Source organism: Streptosporangium brasiliense (assembly GCF_030811595.1).
GTDB classification, from domain to species: domain Bacteria; phylum Actinomycetota; class Actinomycetes; order Streptosporangiales; family Streptosporangiaceae; genus Streptosporangium; species Streptosporangium brasiliense.
On sequence record NZ_JAUSRB010000002.1, the window covers coordinates 2602460 to 2620294 of the forward strand.

At 70.2% G+C, this 17835-nt stretch carries 21 protein-coding genes, 1 tRNA gene and 1 pseudogene; 11 read left to right on the plus strand and 12 right to left on the minus strand.

Annotation, left to right across the window (positions count from 1 at the left end; translation table 11 throughout):
* Positions 1–110: 110 nt before the first annotated feature.
* Both J2S55_RS20735 and J2S55_RS20740 read right to left on the minus strand, forming a co-directional pair.
* Positions 111–716: an RcpC/CpaB family pilus assembly protein gene (locus J2S55_RS20735; protein WP_306863533.1), complete on the minus strand. Its 606-nt coding sequence runs from the start codon at positions 714–716 to the stop codon at positions 111–113.
* A 335-nt stretch (positions 717–1051) separates the two neighbouring features.
* Positions 1052–1861, minus strand: a complete 810-nt coding sequence (locus J2S55_RS20740; protein ID WP_306863536.1) for an S-methyl-5'-thioadenosine phosphorylase — start codon at positions 1859–1861, stop codon at positions 1052–1054.
* Positions 1862–2260: 399 nt separating this feature from the next.
* On the opposite strand from J2S55_RS20740, the gene J2S55_RS20745 reads away from it, so the two are divergent.
* Together J2S55_RS20745 and J2S55_RS20750 are read left to right on the plus strand one after the other, a co-directional pair.
* Positions 2261–2707, plus strand: coding sequence for a hypothetical protein (locus J2S55_RS20745; protein WP_306863538.1), 447 nt, complete (start codon positions 2261–2263; stop codon positions 2705–2707).
* A 368-nt stretch (positions 2708–3075) separates the two neighbouring features.
* A complete protein-coding gene (locus J2S55_RS20750) occupies positions 3076–3357 on the plus strand; it encodes a hypothetical protein (RefSeq protein WP_306875918.1) in 282 nt (93 codons plus the stop codon).
* A gap of 62 nt (positions 3358–3419) precedes the next feature.
* On the opposite strand, the pseudogene J2S55_RS20755 reads toward J2S55_RS20750, so the two are convergent.
* The 3 genes and pseudogenes from J2S55_RS20755 to J2S55_RS20765 all read right to left on the minus strand — a co-directional run.
* Positions 3420–3611: pseudogene (locus tag J2S55_RS20755) on the minus strand (FmdB family zinc ribbon protein); the annotation flags it as partial.
* 177 nt (positions 3612–3788) lie between these two features.
* The gene (locus J2S55_RS20760; RefSeq protein WP_306863540.1) at positions 3789–5294 is read right to left on the minus strand and encodes a potassium/proton antiporter; all 1506 of its coding nucleotides are present in this window, start codon (positions 5292–5294) and stop codon (positions 3789–3791) included.
* A gap of 44 nt (positions 5295–5338) precedes the next feature.
* Positions 5339–5926, minus strand: a complete 588-nt coding sequence (locus tag J2S55_RS20765; protein ID WP_306863542.1) for a 5-formyltetrahydrofolate cyclo-ligase — start codon at positions 5924–5926, stop codon at positions 5339–5341.
* Positions 5927–5951: 25 nt separating this feature from the next.
* On the opposite strand from J2S55_RS20765, the gene galU reads away from it, so the two are divergent.
* The 7 genes from galU (at position 5952) to J2S55_RS20800 (ending at position 10698) form a co-directional block, all read left to right on the plus strand.
* Entirely contained in the window at positions 5952–6851 is a 900-nt protein-coding gene (gene galU, locus J2S55_RS20770) for a UTP--glucose-1-phosphate uridylyltransferase GalU (protein WP_306863544.1), read from the plus strand.
* 5 nt (positions 6852–6856) lie between these two features.
* Entirely contained in the window at positions 6857–8044 is a 1188-nt protein-coding gene (glp, locus tag J2S55_RS20775) for a molybdotransferase-like divisome protein Glp (RefSeq protein ID WP_306863546.1), read from the plus strand.
* 91 nt (positions 8045–8135) lie between these two features.
* Positions 8136–8609 (plus strand): cyclic pyranopterin monophosphate synthase MoaC, encoded by a 474-nt coding sequence (moaC, locus tag J2S55_RS20780; protein ID WP_306863548.1) that lies wholly within the window; start codon positions 8136–8138, stop codon positions 8607–8609.
* 53 nt (positions 8610–8662) lie between these two features.
* Positions 8663–9136 (plus strand): MogA/MoaB family molybdenum cofactor biosynthesis protein, encoded by a 474-nt coding sequence (locus tag J2S55_RS20785; protein WP_306863551.1) that lies wholly within the window; start codon positions 8663–8665, stop codon positions 9134–9136.
* A gap of 46 nt (positions 9137–9182) precedes the next feature.
* The gene (locus tag J2S55_RS20790; RefSeq protein WP_306875504.1) at positions 9183–9836 is read left to right on the plus strand and encodes a GNAT family N-acetyltransferase; all 654 of its coding nucleotides are present in this window, start codon (positions 9183–9185) and stop codon (positions 9834–9836) included.
* A gap of 124 nt (positions 9837–9960) precedes the next feature.
* On the plus strand, positions 9961–10566 hold the full coding sequence (gene sepX / locus J2S55_RS20795; protein ID WP_442480489.1) for a divisome protein SepX/GlpR: 606 nt from the start codon (positions 9961–9963) through the stop codon (positions 10564–10566).
* Positions 10567–10624: 58 nt separating this feature from the next.
* Positions 10625–10698: transfer RNA gene (locus tag J2S55_RS20800), tRNA-Ala, on the plus strand.
* A gap of 206 nt (positions 10699–10904) precedes the next feature.
* Here J2S55_RS20800 and J2S55_RS20805 read toward each other — a convergent pair.
* The 3 genes from J2S55_RS20805 to J2S55_RS20820 form a co-directional block, all read right to left on the minus strand.
* Complete coding sequence (locus J2S55_RS20805) at positions 10905–12086, minus strand: esterase-like activity of phytase family protein (RefSeq protein ID WP_306863555.1); 1182 nt, start codon at positions 12084–12086, stop codon at positions 10905–10907.
* A gap of 403 nt (positions 12087–12489) precedes the next feature.
* On the minus strand, positions 12490–12744 hold the full coding sequence (locus J2S55_RS20815; protein ID WP_306875920.1) for a hypothetical protein: 255 nt from the start codon (positions 12742–12744) through the stop codon (positions 12490–12492).
* 68 nt (positions 12745–12812) lie between these two features.
* Positions 12813–13985, minus strand: coding sequence for a DUF418 domain-containing protein (locus J2S55_RS20820; protein ID WP_306863557.1), 1173 nt, complete (start codon positions 13983–13985; stop codon positions 12813–12815).
* Between the two features lie 82 nt (positions 13986–14067).
* Here J2S55_RS20820 and J2S55_RS20825 point away from each other — a divergent pair, with 82 nt between their 5' ends.
* Positions 14068–14676 (plus strand): TetR/AcrR family transcriptional regulator, encoded by a 609-nt coding sequence (locus J2S55_RS20825; RefSeq protein WP_306863560.1) that lies wholly within the window; start codon positions 14068–14070, stop codon positions 14674–14676.
* Between the two features lie 217 nt (positions 14677–14893).
* On the opposite strand, the gene J2S55_RS20830 is transcribed toward J2S55_RS20825, so the two are convergent.
* Positions 14894–15487 (minus strand): hypothetical protein, encoded by a 594-nt coding sequence (locus J2S55_RS20830; RefSeq protein ID WP_306863563.1) that lies wholly within the window; start codon positions 15485–15487, stop codon positions 14894–14896.
* A 270-nt stretch (positions 15488–15757) separates the two neighbouring features.
* Between J2S55_RS20830 and J2S55_RS20835 the strand changes: the two genes are divergently transcribed.
* Positions 15758–16150 carry a hypothetical protein gene (locus tag J2S55_RS20835; RefSeq protein WP_306863565.1) on the plus strand — a complete coding sequence of 131 codons (393 nt, stop codon included), beginning with the start codon at positions 15758–15760 and terminating at the stop codon, positions 16148–16150.
* Here the strand turns inward: J2S55_RS20835 and J2S55_RS20840 are convergent.
* The 3 genes from J2S55_RS20840 to J2S55_RS20850 all read right to left on the minus strand — a co-directional run bounded on the left by J2S55_RS20840 (position 16116) and on the right by J2S55_RS20850 (position 17798).
* On the minus strand, positions 16116–16979 hold the full coding sequence (locus J2S55_RS20840) for a pentapeptide repeat-containing protein (RefSeq protein ID WP_306863568.1): 864 nt from the start codon (positions 16977–16979) through the stop codon (positions 16116–16118). The two genes, J2S55_RS20835 and J2S55_RS20840, sit on opposite strands and share 35 nt — an antisense overlap.
* Before the next feature lie 247 nt (positions 16980–17226).
* A complete protein-coding gene (locus J2S55_RS20845; protein ID WP_306863571.1) occupies positions 17227–17601 on the minus strand; it encodes a type II toxin-antitoxin system death-on-curing family toxin in 375 nt (124 codons plus the stop codon).
* Positions 17598–17798 (minus strand): Arc family DNA-binding protein, encoded by a 201-nt coding sequence (locus J2S55_RS20850; protein ID WP_306863574.1) that lies wholly within the window; start codon positions 17796–17798, stop codon positions 17598–17600. The genes J2S55_RS20845 and J2S55_RS20850 overlap by 4 nt, the downstream gene beginning before the upstream one ends.
* Positions 17799–17835: the final 37 nt, after the last annotated feature.

Consider the following 17835-nt stretch of genomic DNA (forward strand, 5'->3'; position numbering starts at 1 on the left):
GTAGGGACTCGCTGTCGTGGGGGCCGCGCCGCCGGTGTGACCGGCCGGGGGCGTGGGAGGCCCGTCCGGATGCGGGAAAGTCCGGCGGGAAGCGGGGAGGCGGCCGGCGGTTATCGTCCGCGATGGTTGATCGTGATCGACAGGTGCCCGCCGGCCTGGGCCGAGGCCAGTCGGACCGCCTGTTCCGAGGTGGTGGCCAGCACGATGAGCGCTCCCCGGTCAGGTTCCCCGTCCGGGGTGGTGATGACGGTGACGTCTTCGGCCACGGTCCGGGCGGGGACGGCGCCCTCCCAGGTGGAGGAGGCGGCCAGGACGTCGACGACGTCGCCGGGTGACAGCAGCCGCGCGCTCTGGGGGTCGGCGACGCGGACCGGTGTGGCGACCGTTCCGGGGCCGTGGGCGGCCAGCAGCCCGGGGCCGAGCAGGCGGAGGTCAGTCAGCGGCTCCCCGCGCCGCATGGGGCCGGCCAGGACCCTCCCGGCGACCGGGGCGCCGGGCCGTACCACGCCATCGGGGACCGTGTCGGGCCGCAGCGCGACCGCCTTCAGGTCGGTGGCCTCCAGCGTGCCGCCGGGCAGGTCTCTGGCCGCGGCGAGGACGGTCACCGACGCGGTGTCCGGCCGCAGTCCGATGAGGGCGCACGCCATCGCCAGGGCGGCGACGGCGGCGGCGATGAGGCGGTGGCGACGGCCGAGGAGACGGCGGAAGGCACGCATGACTGGCTCCATTACTCCGTTTACTCTGTTGTGCCCCTGTGCTCCATGCTCCGTTGCGGGGGAACAGGTAGCAGACAGCAGGCGGGGAGAGCCGGGCGGCGCGGAGCCCGTGACGAGATGCCCGCCGTACGGCGGGGCGGGGGTGGCGGCGGGGCGCCCGCTGTACGGGCCGGGCGGGGCCTGCCATCGACGGGGCGAGGGGCGGCGGGGTGCCACCGCCGGACGACGGGGTGGGGGTGAGGAGCCCGACATCCGGTGGAGGGGACCCGGTATCCAATGGACCCGATATCCGGTGGAGGGGAAGGCGAGGAATAGGAGGGGGCGGGAGGCGGTGGCTATTCGGGGAGGTCGAAGGGGAGTTTGAGACCGTCCAGAACGGTGCTGCAGGGGCAGGTGCGGTCTTGGGGCAGGGCGGTGACGACGTCGGTGACGAGGGTGCGCATGCGGGCGACGTTGGTGGCGAAGAAGGCGAGGACCTCCTCGTGGGTGACCCCCTCGCCGGCCTCGACCCCGGCGTCGTGGTCGGTGACCAGTGACAGCGAGGTGTAGCACAGGGCCAGCTCGCGGGCGAGGACGGCTTCGGGGAAGCCGGTCATGCCGACGACCGTCCAACCGTTGGTGGTGAACCAGCGGGACTCGGCGCGGGTGGAGAAGCGGGGGCCCTCGATGACGACCAGGGTGCCGCTGTCGGTCAGGTCCCATTGGGAGGACTGGGCGGTCGACGCGGCCACCGCGCGGCCGGCCGGGCAGTAGGGGTCGGCGAAGGCGACGTGGACGACGCCGCCGGTGTCGTAGTAGGTCTGCGCGCGGCTGGAGGTGCGGTCGACAAGCTGGTCGGGGATGACCAGGGTGCCGGGGCCGAGCTCGGGGCGGAGGGAACCGACGGCGCTGGGGGCGAGAACCTGACGGACGCCGAGGGAGCGCAGCGCCCACAGGTTGGCGCGGTAGGGGATGCGGTGGGGCGGGAAGCGGTGGTCGCGGCCGTGGCGGGGCAGGAAGGCGACCGGGCGCGATCCGATCCTGCCGACGGTGACGACGTCGCTGGGTGGGCCGTAGGGGGTTGAGACCTCGACCTCCGTGGCGTCGTCGAGCAAGGAGTAGAAGCCCGAGCCGCCGATGACTCCGATATCCGCGCGAGTGACCATGGCGCCGAGATTAGCGTTATGGACAGCTCCGGAGGAGGGCGAATCCCTTCCTGTGGATAAGTGCCGAGCCTGTGGATAACCAGATCGTCAAATATAGCGTTCTGATCGCTCTCGGTGGGAACCACTGGTCGGCGGTAGCGTCTCCCCGCTCGTTCCGGGAGTGGGCCTCGGCCCGGTGACGCAGGCGCTGGTGATCGCGGTGCGGAACACCACCGGTCTCGGTGACCTCAATGGACCTCGACGACCTGATGGCCTCAGCGGAGCGCCGTCGGTCTTGACGACCTCAATGGAACGCTGTTGGTCTCGGTGACCTCAGTAGAGCGTCGTCGGTCTCGGTGACTTCAACGGAATGCCATTGGCCTCAGCGGCCTGGGTGGCCTCGGTGACCTTAATGGCCTCGTGACCTCGGTGACCGCCTCGGGTGCCGCCTTCCGCGTGATCGAGGGCCTGTCCGGCGCCGTGCCCGCCGAGCGCTCCTCGCCCGCGGAGGTCGGGCGAGGGCTGTGGCGGCCGGCCGAGGCGGAGAGGCGCGGGGACTGCCCCCGCCGCCTGGGCGACACGGCCGGGACGGACCTGCCACCCGGCGGCGCCGCGCGGCTGCTCGCACGGCTGGGCGCCAGGGGCCCTCAGGCGGGCGCGGAGCTCGCCGAGCGGGCGGGGGTGCCGGTCGAGGTGGGGGTGCCGGTCGCGGGGCAATGGTCGAAGGGGGCATGCCGTACACGGAGCTGCTCGTCGCGCCCGCCCTGGTCCGCCGGACCGGCGACGGCGTCCTGGAGCCGGCCCCGGCCGGCGGGCAGGTGGCCGACCGGCTGGTCACGAAGACCTGTAAAGGGGGCGGACCGCTGATCCGCGACTGGGGCCCCGACGGGCCTCCGAACCCCAGGAGCTGCTCGACTCGGTGGCCGATCGCCCGGGGAGCGGCTGAACCGGTCTCAGGGGCGCGATGTCGGGCTCTCCAGACGGGTTGTCCCGCCTGTCCGGCCGCTGATCTGTCGGTAGGAGTGGCTGAACCGGCTTCAGGGGCGCGGTGTCGGGTTCTCCAGACGGGCTGTCCTGCCTGTCCGGCCGTTGATCTGTCCGCAGGAGCGGTCGCCCGGCCGGCTCGGTGGCGGGCCTGTCCGTCGGAGTGCTCGGCCCGGCTCCCGGAGCGGCTGAACCGGCTTCAGAGGCACGGTGTCGGGCTCTCCAGACGGGCTGCCCTGCCTGTCCGGCCGTTGATCTGTCCGCAGGAGTGGCCGCCCGGCTGGCTCGGTGGCCGGCCTGTCCGTCGGAGCGCTCGGCCCGCCCGGAGCGGCTGGGCCGGCCCCGGGGAGGGGCGGCCTCAGGAGGCCGCGGGCGCCGGGCTGCTGGCGGTCTTCGCCGACGACGAGGACGACGAGGACGCGGACTCCGTCGACGAGCCGGAGGAACCCGAGGAGCCGGACGAGCCCGACGAGGAGCTCGTGCTCGCGGAGCTCACCGTGCTGGTGGACGAGGAGCGGCTGTCGGTCCGGTAGAAGCCGGAGCCCTTGAAGACGATGCCGACCGCGGAGAACACCTTCCGGAGCTCGCCCGAGCACTTCGGGCACTCGGTGAGCGCGTCGTCGGAGAACTTCTGGACGATGTCGAACTCGTTGCCGCATGCACTACAGGCGTACTGGTAGGTGGGCACGCGATCCTCCTCGTTGGTCCGCGCCGATTGGCACTCTATAGACGCGACTGCTAATGGTACGCAGCCGACAAGCTTAAACGCGAGTCGGAGCTGTCGCATTCCACTCGGATCAGGTGCCGACCAGGGGTTCGTCCCTCCAAAATCGGGTGCCCGGCCTGCCGGGTCGGGGTACCCCGACCCGTCCGATCCGGAGGTCCGGCCCGCAGGATCGGGGTACCCCAGTCCATCCGATCCGGAGGTCCGGCCCGTCCGATCCGGAGGTCCGGCCCGCCGGGCTCAGGTGCCCAGCTCGCCGAACCAGCCGGCGAGTTTGCCCCGGCGGCTGATCGCCCGGATCCGCCGCTCGACCGGGTCCCGGCAGGCGGCGGTGGTCACGACCAGGAGCTGGTCGTCGACCCTGATCCGGGTGGAGTCGGAGGGGACGAACGTCCGGCCCTCCCTGACGATCAGTGTGACCTGGGCGTCGGTGGGCAGCCGCAGCTCGAAGATCTCCACGCCGTGCAGCTTCGAGGTCGGCGGCACCTTGATCTGCAGCAGGTCGGCGTTGAGCTCCTCCAGCGGGGCCGAGTCGACCTCCAGGTCGCGGGCCTCGTCGGGGGTGGAGATCCCGAGCATCTTCGCCACGAAGGGGAGCGTCGGCCCCTGCAGCAGGGTGTAGACGACGACGATGACGAAGACCTCGTTGAACACGAACTTGGCGGTGCCCTCGGCCACCGAGTGGGCGGCCCAGGGGATGGTGGCGAGCACGATGGGCACCGCTCCGCGCAGCCCCGCCCACGACAGGAACGCCTGTTCCCGCCAGTTCAGCCGGCCGAGGCGGGCCAGCCGTACGAGGAGGGCCGAGACGATGATCGACAGCGGTCTGGCCACCGCGACCAGGAACAGCCCCGCCACCAGGCCCGGGACGATCGCCGACGGCATCTCCGACGGGCTGGCCAGCATGCCGAGCATGACGAACAGGCCGATCTGGGCCAGCCAGGCCACGCCCTCGGCGAAGCCCCGGGAGGCGGCCCGGTGCGGCATCCGGGAGTTGCCCATGACGAGGGCGGCCAGGTAGACCGCCAGGAAGCCGCTGCCGTGCAGGAGTACGGCGCCGGCGTAGGCGACGAACGCCAGCGCGAGCACCGCGATCGGATACAGGCCGGAGACCGGCAGCGCGATGCGGCGCAGCGCGTAGACCCCCACGGGCCCGACCGCCAGGCCGACGACCGCACCCACGGCCAGTTCAAAGACGACCAGCAGCAGCGCGCTCCCCAGGCTGGGCGAGGTGCCGGCGCTCAGCAGCATGACGGCGATGACGGTGGGCGCGTCGTTGAAGCCGGACTCGGCCTCCAGGACGCCCGCCAGGCGCGGGGGCAGGGGCAGGCGGCGCAGGACGGAGAAGACGGCCGCCGCGTCGGTGGAGGCGAGGATCGCGCCGAGCAGCAGCGAGGTCTGCCAGTCCATGCCGAGCAGCAGGCGCACCGGGACGGCGACGGCCACGATGCTCACCCCGACCCCGACGGTGGCCAGCACCAGCGCGGTCGGGATGGAACGTTTGACGTGGTTCCAGTTGGTGGTCAGACCACCTTCGGCCAGGATGATCGCCAGGGCGACCAGGCCGATCTGCTGGGCGAGCTCAGGGTTCTCGAACTGGAGCCCGAAGCCCGACTCGCCGACGATCAGGCCGAAGCCCAGGAAGATGAGGAGGCTCGGCAGCCCGCTCCGGTGGGCGACCCGCACCGCGAGGATGGCCGAGATGACGATTCCAGCCCCGAGAAGCAGCCAGACATCCCATCCCATCTGGCCCCCTCTCTGACTCCAGGGACCATTGTGTCGCATTCGGCCTAGTCGTCAGGCACACCGTACGGGAGGGCGGTGATCCCGCTCGGCAGGGCCGCGTAGCGGACCGGCAGGTCGTGAGGTTCGGCGGGGACGCCTTCCAGCAGCTCGCCCTCGTGCAGCAGGGCGACCGTCGGCACGTTCGGGCCGACCCTGGCCAGCGCCCGGTCGTAGGAGCCGCCGCCGCGGCCGAGCCGTACGCCGGTGGACCGGTCCACCGCCAGGGCGGGCACGATGACCAGGGCGGCCGTCCTGATCGCGTCGACGCCCCGCCGGGTGTCCACCGGCTCCATGATCCCGAAGCGGCCGGGGGCGAGCGTGTCGGGTCCGTCGTAGACCGCCCAGTCGAGGTCGTCGTCGTCGCGGAGCACCGGCAGGATCACGGTGGCGCCGTGTTTCCACAGCGCGAAGACGAGCCCGTGGGTCGCCGGTTCCGTGCCGATCGACCAGTAGCACGCGACGAGCCCGGCCATCTGGACCCACGGCTGGTCCAGCAGCGTCTCCCGTGTCCGGACGGAAGCCGCGCGCCGCTCGTCCTCGGGGATCGAGGCCCGCGCGGCCTCGATCGTCGAACGCAGCTTCAGCTTGTCCACGGATCCCTCCACTATGGTTTCGGTTATGGCCGACTTCCATCCTGTGACCAAAGCCGTTGTTCCCGCAGCGGGGCTTGGCACCCGCTTCCTACCGGCGACCAAGGCGACTCCCAAGGAGATGCTGCCGATCGTCGACAAGCCCGCGATCCAGTATGTCGTCGAAGAGGCGGTCTCCGCCGGGCTGCTCGACGTCCTGATGGTCACGGGTAAGAACAAGCGCTCCATCGAGGACCACTTCGATCGGGCGATCGAGCTTGAGGACGCCCTGGAGGCCAAGGGCGACGACGAGCGGCTCTCCCAGGTGCGCGAGCCCGCCGACCTGGCGACCCTCCACTACGTCCGGCAGGGCGAGCCGCGCGGCCTCGGTCACGCGGTGCTCTGCGCCAAGCAGCACGTGGGCGACCACCCGTTCGCCTGCCTGCTCGGCGACGACCTGATCGACTACCGCGACGAGCTCCTCAAGCGCATGATCGAGGTCCGCGCCACCTACGGCGGCAGCGTCGTCGCACTGATGGAGGTGCCGAAGGAGCAGGTCTCCCTGTACGGCTGCGCCGCCATCGAGCCCACCTCCGAGCAGGACGTGGTGCGGGTGACCGACCTGGTGGAGAAGCCCCCGGCGGAGGAGGCCCCGTCCAACTGGGCCGTCATCGGCCGCTACGTCATCGACCCCGCCGTGTTCGAGGTCCTGGAGAACACGCCTCCGGGCCGCGGCAACGAGATCCAGCTGACCGACGCCCTGCGCACCCTGGCCGGACGCGGCGGCGACGAAGGTGGACCGGTCCACGGAGTGCTGTTCCGCGGCCGCCGCTACGACACCGGCAACAAGCTCGACTATCTCCGCACGGTGGTGCAGTTCGCCGCCGACCGTTCCGACCTGGCCCCGGAGTTCATGCCATGGCTGAAGGAGTTCCTGGCGTCCCGATGAGTCCGATGAGATCGGTTGACGAGCACCTCGCCGACATCCTGCTCACCGTGCGGGCGCTGGCCCCGCTGGAGCTGGAGCTGGAGCACGCGCTGGGCACCACCCTGGCCGAGGAGGTCACCTCCCCGGTCCCGCTGCCGCCGTTCGACAACTCGGCCATGGACGGCTACGCCGTACGGGCCGAGGACGTCAGACAGGTCCCGGTGACGCTGCCGGTGATCGGTGACGTCGCCGCGGGCGACGGCGGGCGGCTCGCCGTGGGCCCCGGCACGGTCACGCGGATCATGACCGGCGCCCCGGTGCCCCAGGGCGCCGACACCGTGATCCCGGTCGAGTGGACCGACGGCGGCACCGGACAGGTCACGATCGGCCGGTCGGCGCCGGAGGGGAACGCGATCCGCCGGGCGGGCGAGGACGTGCGCGCCGGCGACGTCGTGCTGCCGGCGGGGACCCTCATCGGCCCGGCGCAGCTCGGCGTACTGGCCGGGGTCGGCCGCCGCCGGGTGCTGGCACGGCCCCGCCCGAGAGTCGTGGTGATCTCCACGGGCGCCGAGCTGGCCGAGCCCGGCACGCCCCTGGCCCCCGGCCAGATCTGGGAGTCCAACAGCTACACCCTGGTCGCCGCCGTCCGCGAGGCCGGGGGTGAGGCCTACCGGGCCGGGGTCGTGGCCGACGACGCCGCGCTGTTCCTCGACCAGCTCGACGCCCAGCTCCTGCGGGCCGACATCGTGATCACCAGCGGCGGCGTCTCGATGGGCGCCTACGAGCCGGTCAAGGAGGCGCTCGCCCCGCTCGGCACGGTCCGCTTCGACCGCGTCGCCATGCAGCCCGGCATGCCCCAGGGCTTCGGCGTGGTGGGCGAGGACCAGATCCCGATCTTCGCGCTGCCCGGCAACCCGGTGTCGTCCTTCGTATCGTTCATGCTGTTCGTCCGGCCGGCGCTGCGGAAGATGCGCGGTCTGCCCGCCGGGCCGACGCCGACCGTGCGCGCGGTGACCGCCTCGCCGCTCCGCTCGCCCGAGGGCAGGCGGTCGTACCTGCGGGCGGTCCTGTCGGCCGACGGGTCGGTCGCACCGGTGCGGGGGCAGGGCTCGCACCAGCTCGCCGCCCTGGCCTCGGCCAACGCTCTGATCGTGGTCCCGGAGGAGGTCACCGAGCTGCCCGGAGGCGCGACCGTGGAGGTCATCCCGCTCTGAACGGCCGGCGGGCGGGCCGGGGCGATGAGCACCGGCACCGGATCACAGGGGCGATGAGCACCGACATCGGATCACAGGGCATGGTGTCCGTATGAGTGGATTCACACATATCGACGAGACCGGCGCGGCACGCATGGTGGACGTCTCGGCCAAGGACGTCTCCGTCCGTACGGCGAGCGCCACCGGCAGGGTGCTGCTGTCGGCCGAGGCCGTGGCCCTGCTGCGGTCGGGCGACATCCCCAAGGGTGACGCGATCGGCACCGCGCGGATCGCGGGCATCATGGGCGCCAAACGGACCCCCGACCTGATCCCGCTCTGCCACCCGATCGCGCTGCACGGTGTGAAGGTCGAGCTGGCCGTGGTCGACGACGGTGTGGAGATCACCGCCCGGGTCAGGACCGCGGACCGGACGGGGGTCGAGATGGAGGCGCTGACCGCCGTCTCGGTCGCCGCGCTCGCGCTGATCGACATGGTCAAGGCGGTGGATCCGGCGGCGGTGATCACCGATGTCCGGGTCGAGGAGAAGACCGGTGGCAAGACCGGGGTGTGGACCCGGCAGGAATGACCTCCGGTGGCCGAGGCTGGGAGTCCGGTGGCCGGAGCTGGGAGGATGGCGGCATGAGAGCTCTGGTGATCACCGCTTCCAACCGGGCCGCCGCCGGGATATACGAGGATAAATCCGGGAAACTGCTGGCGGAGCTCCTCGCGGGGGCCGGATGCGAGGTGGACGGTCCGCAGGTGGTCCCCGACGGCGATCCGGTCGAGGCGGCGCTGCGGGCCGGGGTGGCCGAGGGCTACGACGTGATCGTCACCACCGGCGGCACCGGGCTGACCCCGGCCGACCTCACCCCGGAGGCGACCGGGCGGGTGCTCGACCGGGAGATCCCCGGCATCGCCGAGGCCATCCGCCAGGCGGACCGCGACAGGGTGCCCACCTCGATCCTGTCCCGCGGGCTCGCCGGGCAGGCGGGCGGCAGCCTGATCGTCAACCTGCCGGGCTCCTCCGGCGGGGTCCGCGACGGCATGGCCGTGCTCCTGCCGGTGCTGGAGCACGCCGTGGACCAGATCCGCGGGGGAGACCATCCCCGCTGAACCGCCTGGCGGACTCCATGGCACGCCGGCGTGTCTTGGGGGGATGATGGAGGGCGTGGATCGACTTCGTGGCTGGCCGGTGACCCTGACGGAAGGCCCGGTGGGACTCCGGCCGCTGCGCCTGCGTGATGTTCGTCTCTGGCGGGAGTCACGGCTGCGCAACGCCAACTGGCTCCGCCCCTGGGAGCCGAGCAATCCCGAGACCCCCCTGTTCCGGACGGGGCTCGGCCCCTACATCGCGATGACCGGCACCCTCCGCAGGGAGGCCAGGCAGGGGCTCGCGCTGCCCTGGGTCGTCACCTACGAGGGCGCCTTCGCCGGGCAGCTCACCGTCGGCGCCATCGTCTGGGGCTCGGCCAGGTCGGCCCAGATCGGCTACTGGGTCGACGGCGCCCTGGCCGGCCGGGGCATCATCCCCACCGCCGTGGCCATGGCGGTCGACCACTGTTTCTTCACCACCGGGCTGCACCGGGTGGAGGCGAATATCAGACCGGAAAATCACGCTAGCCGCCGAGTGGTTGAAAAGCTCGGCTTCAGGGAAGAAGGCATCAGAAGGCGGCATCTGCACATCGACGGTGCTTGGCGTGACCATATTTGTTACGCGCTCACGGTCGAAGACGCACCAAGAGGCCTGCTCGTGCGGTGGCGGAGAGCACGGGAAGCGGCAGCCCATGGTGGCGCTCCGCATGAAGAGGTTTGAAGATCTCGCGACACACCGCACTGAATACTCGTCAAATAGTGACACGCGGTCTTACGGTGCGTGACGTGAGCACATTGAAGACGCCAAGAGACCACAGGCGTTTTCATGCTGCCCGGAGGTGGCCGTGAGCAGCGCTCTTCTGTACCTGGCCATTGTCATTATGTGGTTGTGCGTCCTCGTTCCCATGTGGTTGCGCCGGGACCGATCCACTTTCGACGAGCTCGACGGGGGCGCCGAGCCGTACGCCCAGGACGAGCAGCCGGCCGAGGCCGAGGCTCCCGAGACCGGGCCCGACACCGAGCCCGGCGTCGTGCCCGAGGGCGCGACCGGACCCCGGCCCGCGCGGGCCCCGGGCGAGCGCCGCCGTGCCGAGCGGCGCCGCCGGGCGCTGCGGGTGGCCAAGCGCAGGCGGCTGACCCTCTGGTGCACGCTGCTGGTCCTCGCCTCGGTGGTGACGGCCGCCGTCCAGGTGATCCCCTGGTGGGCCGTGGCGCCCTCCGTGGTGCTCCTGGGCTCCTATCTGGCCATCCTGCGGGTCTCGGTCCAGATCGACGCCGAACAGCGCAGGGCAGCCGCCCAGGCCCGTGCGGAACGTGCCAGGCGCGCCCGCCGGCGGGCCGCTGAGCTGGAGGCCCGGCGGCCGGTGGCGGAGATCATCGATCTGGCCGCGCACCGGGACGAGATCTTCGACCAGTACGCCGAGACCCCCCGCCGCGCGGTCGGAGATTGATCTCCGGCTCCGAATGGCGCGAGCGGCTCCGGAAGTTTGCTAACCTAGTGCACGTCTTGGGGATGTAGCGCAGTCCGGTAGCGCACTTCGTTCGCATCGAAGGGGCCAGGGGTTCGAATCCCCTCATCTCCACCCAGGCCAGAGGCCGCTTCCGAGAGATCGGAAGCGGCCTTCTGCGTTGCTGAGTGACCAACTGGGTGACGATGATGCCCTGCTCCCAGGCGCCCCAGCCCGGCAGCAGGATCATCTTCCCCTGCCCGATTGTTCGATGTTTCCGAGGCTGGTCGTCGCCTGGGCACAGCGGCTCTGGGGGCAGGCCCTTCCGGCGCCTTTCGGTGCTACCGCTTCGGGAATCCGATCACGATCATCTCGGTGGCGTCCGTCTTGCCCGGGACACGGCCGGCGCTGTCCGGGAAGTTGTTGTCCTGCATGACGGCGATCCTGTTGCCCGGCAGAGGGAGCAGGGCCTCCACGGACTGCAGGGGGAACTTGAAGGGGTCGCCGAGACCGTAACCCCCGGCGGGGTCGTCCGAGCCGATGTGGGCAGGGTTGCGCAGGTTCAGCAGGTCGGCGACCTCGGTCTTGACGAGGTAGCCGTCCGCGTCGATCTTGCGCCGATCGATCAAGTAGACGCGCTTGAAGGTGGCCTTGGGCCCCTCGTCGTCCTCACGCTCGATCAGGATGGCCCGGTTGGCGTCGAGGGACTGCATGTCGGCGATGCGGTAGTCTTCGCCGTCCGTCCGGTACTGCCAGGAACGATCGGTGTATTGGTTCTTCTGGGTGTCGAACTCGTAGATGTAGCGCCGGAACGGGTTGGCGTCGTCGGTCAGCCGGCCTTCCACCGAGGGGTACAGGAAGCGTCCGTCGGGGGAGGAAGCGAGGGCTTCGAAGCCGCGGCTGCCCTGCACCGTCGTGGGCTCGCCGTCCGCCGACGTCGGGCTGTTCGGGGATTTGAGCGAGGGATGGGCGATCGGGGCCTGCAGCAGCTTGCCGGTGCTGTCGAAGTGCAGGAGGAACGGCCCGAACTCGTCGCCGACCCACATCGACCCGTCGGGGGTCCGGGTCACCGCCTCCACGTCGAAGTCGCCACCGGTGAGCAGCCGGTCCGCGGTGCCGTCGTTGACGATCTTGAAGGGGATCTTGTGATCCGGGTCGCGGAGTGAGAGGAACTGGCCCACGTCGATGGTCCCGGCTCCGCCGCGGGCCGTTTCCCAGTGTGGCGTGAAGTGGTAAAGCCGGAGCAGGAAGTCCACCGAGTTGCCCTTGGTCCCGAAACCGTTGTCGGGCATGGCCCAGAACGCGCCCTTGCCGTCGGGGAGCATGGACGAGATCCCGAGCACCAGCTGGCTGGGGTAGGGAGGCGTCATGCCGTTGTTGGGGTCGCTGAAGGCGCCGGTGGGCGGGCCGGGGGCCGGCGTGTAGGCGGGCAGCGTGGCGCGGGCGAGCAGGGTCGCGCGAGCGGGGTCGCCGGTGGGCGGGGCCGCCTTGCCGGCCGCGAAGGCGGGGGTACCGACCAGCATGAGTGCCGCGGTGGCCAAAAGAACGAGAGGGCGACGTCGCACGTTTTCTCCTGAGGGGCGGAGCGGTGATGGGGCATTGGCGAGTCGGATCAAATCGGTCGACCATTAATTGCTGTTACGGACTTGATGGCGGCAGGCTGTAGCGATGGCGAAATGCCGATGACATCCGCTGGTCGCGCCGTCCGCCTCCGTCCCCGCGGGAGCCTGACCACCCACCCGTCCGGGACCGTCGCCGTCCACGTGGTCTCGTCGAGGAGCGGGTCTTCGCGTGCCGTCAGCCCAGCTCCTGCGGCAGGTGTTCCCAGGCGGTGCCGGTGTGCGGGATGAGCAAGATGTCCTGCAACGCCAATGGCCATCCGCCGCACCCGCCGGCACAGGCTGCGCCTGCTCAGGCGGGGCCGGTTCAGCAACCGCCACGGCCGTGGAATCGTCCATGGTCCCGGGCGAGCCGGCAGGGCCGTACGGCCTCCGCCGGCGACCGGAACTGCGGCTTGAACAGGGCGGAGCCGACGATGTCCGCCGTGAAGTCCTCGTGGCTGAGGAGTTTGCGGTGGGCCCTGAACTGCCACTCGTGGCCCTGCCGACCAAGATCGAACTCCGTGTAACGGGTGCAGTCTCCGGAGTGGCAACTGATCGCGCAGATCTTTCCGGAGGTCAAGTAGCGGCTTCCGGAACGGCTTCGGTCCCAGTCCGAGGCGGGTGGTTCACCACCGGTCGGCAGATGAGTCAGCGGTGCCTGTACGTCAACCACCGCAGGGCGGTCTCGGCCGGTCCCCTCCGCCCGCCGGAGGCCGACAGTGCGGCGATTACCACGGTGGCCAGCCAGGTCACCACGGCGATGCCGGACGCCGCGGCATCGCCGACACGCGCGCCGAGCCCTCCCATGTACGGTGCGAACACCGCTACGAAGATCACCGACTGGAGGAGATAGCAGGTCAGTGACCACTGACCGCATGCGGCGAGAGCCCTGACGACCGGGCCGGGACGCCCACGTCGCATCCGGCCGGCGGCGAGTCCGATGATCGCCGCGTACGCGAGCCCGCCGGCGATGCCCGTCACGCTGTGCAGGGCGTACGCGGCCACGGCCGGCATGTCCGCCGGCGTCCAGATCCGGGTGTCGATCAGCATCAACGGCACCCCTCCGGCGACGGCCAGCCCTGCGCCCATGACCGCGACTCGGGAGAGCAGGCCCCGGTGCGGCACCGGGTCCTCCAGCACGCGGCGCCGGGCCGCCCAGATCCCGAACAGGAAGGCCGGCACCACGCTGGCGGCGAAGTAGGTGGGCGTCATCCAGACCCACCCGATCAGCCGCATCACCGTCGCCTCGATCGGGTCCGCCATGGCGGCGGGCGTGTCGCCCTTGGGTGCGGAGACGGTGAGCAGCCCGAATGCGAACAGCACCACGACGTGCAGCACGAGCCCGACGACGGCGGCCCGCAGCACGGCCCTGTCCTCGCGCCGTATGAACCCGACGAGCACGAGTCCGACCAGTCCGTACGCTCCGAGGATGTCACCGAAGAACAGCAGCAACGCGTGGCAGAACCCGAACGCCAGCAGCCAGAGGTTCCGGCGGCGCAGCACCTTGCGCACCTGAGCCCAGTTCCTGCCTGCGGCGAGCTGCCGGTTGGCGAGCTGCACCAGACCGTAGCCGAACAGGGCGGCGAACATCGGTAGCGCGCGCCCGTCCACCAGGAGGATCTGCACACCGGCGACCAGGCGGTCGAGGGCGCCCCCGTCGAGGGTGTAACCGCGGAAGCCCACCTCGTGACCTGGCAGGTACAGGTGCGCGTGCGCCAACGCGATGAGCAGCAGCATCAGCCCGCGCGCGAGATCGGGCGCGAGCGCGCGCCGGGCGATGGGAGCGGCCACGTCCCTGGGGGTCGGTGGGGCAATGGACATGGTTGTCCCCTCTGGATTAGATACATAAATGTAGCTTATGCTCAAGGTAAGCTACATCTGTGTAGCTGGGCAAGGGGTGGTGATGGGCGACCACGGCGTCAGGCCGCGCCGACGCGGCGAAGAACTGATCAAGGCCATCCACGATGCCGTCCTGGAAGAGGCGGTGGAGGTCGGCGTGGGACGGCTGACCATGGAGGGCATCGGCCGACGCGCGGCCACACCCCGCACCACGCTGTACCGCCGCTGGTCAGATCCGGTAGAGGTGCTCCTGGACGCGCTCTACCACCAGCACCCGGTCGAGGAGCCGTCCCCCGGGGCCGACGATCTGCGCGGTGACCTCATCCATGCCCTGCGCCTCATGGTCGAGTGGGCTCTCAGCCCGGCAGGCCGCGCGGTCGCCTCCATCCTCACCGACCCGAAGAGCGCCGCGCTGATGTCCAAGGCGCTCTTCGAACGAGTCTTCGCCAACCGGGGGGGCACGTTCACCCGCACCGTGCTGCAGCACTATGCCGACCGGGACCGCTTCCCGGCCGAGCTGCTCACCCCGGTCGTGGCCGACATCGGTGAGGCCCTCGTCACCAAGCGCCTGATCGACACCGGGGCACCGCCCACCGACGAGGACCTCGCGGCGATCGTCGATCAGGCGATTCTGCCCGCGATCGGGTTCGACCCGCGAGCATCGCGAGCGTGAGCTCAGGGAACGGCGCTCTCCTGCAGCCGGGCCGGAAACCCGGCACTGGTGCGCATGCCGTGACCGCCGGCCACGGAGACGAACGATCGCCCCACATGACCGGCAGCGTCGTCGGCGGAGAAGCCGGCTGGTTGGGCGGAGTCAGTGGAAAGTCAGCAGATCTCCCCGGAGGGGGTGAGACGCCGCATCGTGACGAGGAGACCGGCCGGTGACCAGGTCAGGCGTCAGGGTTGTCGAGGATGACGACGGGGGCGTTCTCCACATCCAGCCACTCACTCTCCAGGCCCATGCCGGTGGCCGCTTCCATGAAGGCGAACGCCGCACTCTGCTTGCCGCGGTAGTCCTGCGGGTCGAGGCCGTCGAGCATGATGCGCAAGTCTGCCAGGATGCTCCGATCGCCTTCCTCGACGATGTGCTCGGTGAAGACGAAGTCGCCCATCCGCGCCCTGATCCTGCCGTCGGCCGCGTAGAGGACGGTGTATCCCCCCTTGAAGTGCCAGGTCGTCATCCACACCCGTGACTCCTTGCTGAGCTCGACGAGGGTGTGGCCGGACGGGGCCATGCCGTAGGTGAATTCGAGGAAACCCCAGGTTCCTGCGCCTTCGAAGACGAAGAACACGGGCTGGAGCTCATCTAGGGCCTCCTCCGTGGGGTACTCCATGACGCGATGCTCGGGGTCGCGACCCCCGTTCAGCCGCCGGAGGAGATCGTCCACCGTGATCTCTTCGTTGAGGGGCTGCACGATGATCCAGCAGAGCCCGTTCTCCAGCCACTCCTGCCACTCGAAGAGGCCGCGGTAGTGATCGATCACATGATCATTGTGGCGGAGGTCGAGCAGCCTGACGAAGGCCCGACTCCAGACGGGTGGAATCGGGCCTCCTGTCTGATCAGGAACTATGCGGCCGGTTCTCCGTCTGAGGCGGGCCGTACGGCCTCCACGGGGTTCTCGCGGGCTGGAGTCAGCGAAAAGTCGAACACTGCACGGCGTCCTCGCCCCGGAGTCCAATCCCTTTGAGGTGTGCGCTTGAGGTGTGCACTCTTCTCCCGTGCCGGTGTGGGCGTGATCGGTAAAGTGGTCGCCATGGGTGTTCTCGTCGACTACTTCACGGTGGACTCCGAGCAGGCCGCCCGATCGGCCCTGTCCGGAGGGCCGGGGGCCGTGAACCTGCCGTATGTCGACTGCAAGGGATGGCTCGACGAGCCCGACACGCTGGCCGCGGAGCTCAGCGGACGTGACCTCAGCGAGTTCGGGGACAGCCAGGCCGTTGCGGACGACGGCGAATCGGCGAGCGTGGATCGGATGGCACCCGAGACCGTCGCCGCGCTCGCCACCGTGGACGACGCGCGGCTGCGCGAGTACGCCGAGGAGGAACTACTCGACGAGTTCGAGCTCGGACGCGTCATGGCCCTGCGAGACCTGGCCCGCGAGGCGGTACGGCTCAACCAGGGGATGTATCGCTGGGCATGCGCCTGAACGCCTCGAACAACTCCTCGCGGAGCGCGGGCGGAAGCTTCCGGCCCATGTCCAAAGGGCTCACCAGCGCTTGATCGTCGTTCTGCTCCAGGGCCCTGTCCGCGAGGAACTCCAGGCTGAAGCCGGCCTGCTCCCGGTGACGTGCGTCCGGCCAGTTCCCCACCAGGGGCAGCACCGCCTCCACCCGTTCACTGATCCGGTCGAGGAGCGCGTAGCCGGGCAGGCCGGGCAGGCGCTGGGCCTGGAGGTCGATGTGGTGGAAGGCGACGTAGTCGAGCTCCGCGCCGGTGAAGTCGTTGCCGGTGAAGTCATTGCGGTCCCTGCCCAGCGCGGCCTGGTGGTCGGCCGGACGGCCCCAGAAGTTGATGTTCCGCACGCGGCCGCGGAAGACGCAGTCGACGAACTCGGCTTCGGACGTGAATGTCTGGTCCCTCAGGCGAGAGCGGTCGAACACGCACCTTTCAAACCGGACGTTGCCGAAGAAGGTGAAGGGCGCGAAGCGGGTGCGCCGGAACACGCAATCGCGGAAGACCGACTGCGGCCAGTCGGCCCCGTCCCAGCGCCCTCGCATGCCGGTGATGCCCATGGACAGTTGTTCGAAGACGGCGCCGGAGAAGTCGCAGCTTTGGAATACGCCACCGTGGACGTTGACGTCGGCGAACCGCGTTCCGGAGAAGTCCACGTTCACCAGCCGTGCCCGGTCGAAGGTCACGCTGGATACTCCGGCGGGCAGGTCGAACCGCTGGTGGCGGAGCTCTCCGCGAGCGATCCACACAGGTGACCACTCTTCCGGGCTCGCCTGGAGGCTGAACCGCTCGAACGCGCTCACGCCGGCCGCCTGCTGCGGCTGGGACCAGGAGACGTTTCCGCAGAGCGCCTCACCGCAGCGAGAGGACCGGCTGCGGCGACCCCCTGTGAGAGTACGAGATCATGCATGCGCGGAGTCTCGCAGTCTGATCCGACAAACAGCCGGCCGAGTGACCAGGCCGGTCCGGGGAGCCCTTTCCCGGCCTCACCGGTCATGGTATGTGCAGGGACGGACGTCGTGGGGCACTTGTCGGGCACGGCTCGCCCGCTCATCCCTCCAGGGCGCGCAGCCGCTCGGCGATGTCGGCTGTGTCCTTCAGCTCTCCGGTGGTCACCGAGATCACCAGAGCTTCGGCTGCGTCGGCATCGGTGCCGCTCAGCGTCTCGCCGTTCAGGTCGAGGAAGACGACGGCGGAGGTCCAGGCGAGCCTCTTGTTCCCGTCGACGAGCGGATCCCCGATGAGCAGGCTCTGCAACAACGCGGCGGCCTTGGTCCACAGGTCGAGGTAGGCGTCCTCGCCGAAGACGGTGGTCTGCGGCCGCAGCACGGCCGCGTGGAGCTGGCCGCCGTCACGTAGACCGACCGTGGGCAGGATCTCTTCGGCGATGGCGAGGACGTCGGCCTTGGTGAGGTAGAGCGTCATTGGGACAGGCGGTGGAGCAACTCGGCATCGCGCTGGGCGACCTTACGGGCGATGGCCCGCACCGCGCTGGTCTGCTTGCGCGTCAGATACTCCTCGATGGCGATCACGATCTCCGAGTTCAGGCTGTTGCCGTCCTCATCTGCCGCGGCACGTAGCCGACGGTGAGTCTCATCGGGAAGCCGAAGTCGCAGATCCATGAACTGAATGGTACCTCAATGCGGTACCGAGCAACGG

Excerpts from the sequence above, each read along its gene's own strand:
- J2S55_RS20820 (WP_306863557.1), bottom strand. The coding sequence starts at position 13,985 with ATGTCCATTGCCCCACCGACCCCCAGGGACGTGGCCGCTCCCATCGCC.
- J2S55_RS20735 (WP_306863533.1), bottom strand. The coding sequence starts at position 716 with ATGCGTGCCTTCCGCCGTCTCCTCGGCCGTCGCCACCGCCTCATCGCC.
- galU (WP_306863544.1), top strand. The coding sequence starts at position 5,952 with ATGGCCGACTTCCATCCTGTGACCAAAGCCGTTGTTCCCGCAGCGGGG.
- J2S55_RS20785 (WP_306863551.1), top strand. The coding sequence starts at position 8,663 with ATGAGAGCTCTGGTGATCACCGCTTCCAACCGGGCCGCCGCCGGGATA.
- J2S55_RS20760 (WP_306863540.1), bottom strand. The coding sequence starts at position 5,294 with ATGGGATGGGATGTCTGGCTGCTTCTCGGGGCTGGAATCGTCATCTCG.
- glp (WP_306863546.1), top strand. The coding sequence starts at position 6,857 with ATGAGATCGGTTGACGAGCACCTCGCCGACATCCTGCTCACCGTGCGG.
- J2S55_RS20850 (WP_306863574.1), bottom strand. The coding sequence starts at position 17,798 with ATGGATCTGCGACTTCGGCTTCCCGATGAGACTCACCGTCGGCTACGT.
- J2S55_RS20825 (WP_306863560.1), top strand. The coding sequence starts at position 14,068 with ATGGGCGACCACGGCGTCAGGCCGCGCCGACGCGGCGAAGAACTGATC.
- J2S55_RS20845 (WP_306863571.1), bottom strand. The coding sequence starts at position 17,601 with ATGACGCTCTACCTCACCAAGGCCGACGTCCTCGCCATCGCCGAAGAG.
- moaC (WP_306863548.1), top strand. The coding sequence starts at position 8,136 with ATGAGTGGATTCACACATATCGACGAGACCGGCGCGGCACGCATGGTG.
- J2S55_RS20835 (WP_306863565.1), top strand. The coding sequence starts at position 15,758 with ATGGGTGTTCTCGTCGACTACTTCACGGTGGACTCCGAGCAGGCCGCC.
- J2S55_RS20805 (WP_306863555.1), bottom strand. The coding sequence starts at position 12,086 with ATGCTGGTCGGTACCCCCGCCTTCGCGGCCGGCAAGGCGGCCCCGCCC.
- J2S55_RS20740 (WP_306863536.1), bottom strand. The coding sequence starts at position 1,861 with ATGGTCACTCGCGCGGATATCGGAGTCATCGGCGGCTCGGGCTTCTAC.
- J2S55_RS20790 (WP_306875504.1), top strand. The coding sequence starts at position 9,183 with ATGGAGGGCGTGGATCGACTTCGTGGCTGGCCGGTGACCCTGACGGAA.